Annotated in this window: 1 protein-coding gene; it reads right to left on the bottom strand. The window is 57.6% G+C overall.

The annotated features are described in order from the left end of the window. On the bottom strand, nt 1-2782 hold a 2782-nt coding region (locus KMP13_RS15690; protein ID WP_215266927.1), incomplete at both ends, for an Ig-like domain-containing protein.

The following is a 2782-nucleotide window of genomic DNA, read 5'->3' as shown; positions in this document are numbered from 1 at the left end:
TGATGTTGTCGTCTTGATGAACTTCGACGGTGATGGTTGTTTCGGTGACGAGCCCGCCATCTGTGACTTCGATCTCGAGGTCATGGGTGGCGATGCCGATGGTTTCGTCTTCTTCGAGCTCAGCGGTGGTGGTGATTTCACCGGTTGCCGCGTCGATGGCAAAGAGGCCGCGGTCGTTGCCGTCCACGATGGAGTAGCTGAGCGCGTCACCGTCCAGATCATCGGCTTCGACCTGATGGATCACATCCCCCGCCTGATAGTCTTCGTTAAAGACGGTCAGGTGGCGGCTGATAACCGTTGGCGCATCGGCGGCGTTGTGTACCGTGACCTGCGCTGTGGCCGTGCTGCGGGTGGACCCGTTCGAGACCACATAGGTGAAGCTGTCTTCGCCGACAAAGTTCGGGTCGGGAATATAGGTCACGGTGCCGTCTGCTTCCAGTCGCAACGAGCCATGTTCCGCTTCGCCCACCTCAACGATGACCAATTCACCGTCCTCTGCGTCACTGTCGTTGAGCAGCAAAGTGGTGATATTGGTGTTCTCGTCTTCGGTGACGTTGACAACATCATCCACGGCCTCAGGGGCGGCACCGGATGCGTCTGCTTCCCCGACCAGGTCTTCGATGGCAAAGATCTGACCGTCCTGGAATTCAACAACTTCAATGCTGAGCACCCGGTCGGTGCCATCCGCATGACGGAAGATCACCGCATCGCCGTCACGATAGATGTCGTAGTCGCTGCGGGTGCCTGCCAGTAGGATGGTGTCGATCCCGTCGCCACCATGGACCCCATCGTCGCCGATCCCTGCCACGATGTAGTCATTGCCTGCACCGCCACCAAGATAGTCTTCCTGGTTGGTGCCGATCAGAATATCTTCACCGTCGGTGCCGGTTTCAATCACACCCTGCTGGAAATGCTCGCCGCCGCGATCTTCCCACCATGGCGCCTGGCTCGCGTTTTGCTCCCACAGGAATTCGGCCCGCGGGCTGGTGTCGTTCAGATCCGACAGGAAGCTGAAGAAGCCGAACCGCGACGGCTCGCCGACACTGCCGTGGTTGGTGAAGGCCCCAGAGCCCACTTCGCGCCAGATATCCCAGATGCCCTGGAACAACTCTCGCATATAGTCGCTGCGGTAGAATTCCACATAGAAGTCTTGCAGCTGTTCGACGGTTTCCTGCGGCAGATTGGTATTGTCAAAGTGCAGCAGGTGCGCGCCTCCTTCGTAGTCGGTGACTTGCAGCCCGTAACGATCCGCGATCTCTTTCTGCTCGCGCAGGAATTCACCGGTGGCTGGGATCGACAGCGGGTAATCCGGGTCGTTCAGTTTCTCAAACAAGAAGGCCTGAGCGTCCACATTGGGATCTTCGATCGCTGCGATCAGATCCGCCCGCAGCTCATCGCGTGTCAGGGTTACGCCACCAAAATATGTGGTAACGGCGATGGAATCAAAGATTTCTTCCGGTGGGATAAAGTTGTCGGGATCATTCTCCCGCCACGCATCCGCCCGCAGCAGCGCTTCGGTGACCGAAGGCACAGCCGCCTGGGTGCCGATTGTATTGTGCAGCAGGGGCCGCTCATCTTCACCCACCTGGTTGAAGACCTCTTTGAACGTCAGCGCCACCTCGGCAGCTTTGGACGCCACATAGGCAAAGCGGCCGATATTGTCGCCCGGATCCAGGTTCCAGGCCTCAATCGCTTCGGCGCGCAGATCATGGGTGTCTTGATAGCCGTAGTTCCACAGCTCGTTGCCATATTCGACGGTGACCTTCAGGTTCGGATCCAGATTGTCGCGAATGTAGGTGGCGTAATATTCCACCACTTCGGCATTGGCTTTGGTGGGGATGGTGAACCACAGATCGGTGCCGGCTTCATTGGACAATTGCACCAGCGCTTCAACCGGTGCGCCATAGATCGTGGCCCAGGAGGATTGATCCAGCGAGGGCAGATCGTCCAGCGTCTCAATCGGTGATTCAATGGTGCGCTGCCAGGCCATGGTGCGGAATTCCCGGAAGTCCGCCAGAACCTCCAACGCATCCGGATTGAAGGTTGCGCCCGCATCATACAGATCGACGTACTCTTCTTTGACGATGGAGATGTTCTTGATGTAATCGCCGGTGTCATTTGGATCGGTGGACTTCAAGAAGACCTCAAACGAGCCAGAGCCGTGTTCAAAGACGATCTCACCTTCTGAGCGGCTGATGACATTGGCGTCAAAACGGACGTCAATCTCACCTTCGCCCTCATAGCGCAACACATAGGTGCCTTCGCGGCCGATGGTTTCGGCAAAGATAAAGCCGATGGTGGGCGCATCCTCGGGGATCTCGGTGGGCCAGCCGTTGTCGTCCAGATAGCCTGCTTCGTCTAGTTCATAGTAATCGTATTGACCAAATTCCTCTCCGTGGGCTTTGACCGGACGGCTGGATTTGAAGATGTCCAGGAACGGCAATTGCGAGCTATAGTCAGCTGTCCCGGTCAGACCAATCGAGCCCGAGCCGTTGTCCACACCAAAGGCACGGTCGGTGCTGGCGATCAGCTCAGAGCGGCTCTCATCCACATCGGCCACATTGATGGTCACATCCGCCGTGGTGGTCGCAGCGCCATCGGAAACCGAGACCTCCAGATCATGGAACGCTGCAGCCTCAAAATCAAGCGAAGCCCCATCCGCAAGCGTGATCGCACCGCTGTCGTCAATCTCAAACAGACCATCCTCGTTGCCAGACGTGATCTCATACGACAACGCATCGCCGTCAACATCTCCAGCCGTGACGCGTGCAAGCGTCGTGCC

It is taken from the genome of Epibacterium ulvae, from assembly GCF_018678075.1.
GTDB lineage: Bacteria > Pseudomonadota > Alphaproteobacteria > Rhodobacterales > Rhodobacteraceae > Epibacterium > Epibacterium ulvae_A.
The sequence above is the reverse complement of the archived record's forward strand: the minus strand, read 5'-3'. Positions and strand labels throughout refer to the sequence as shown.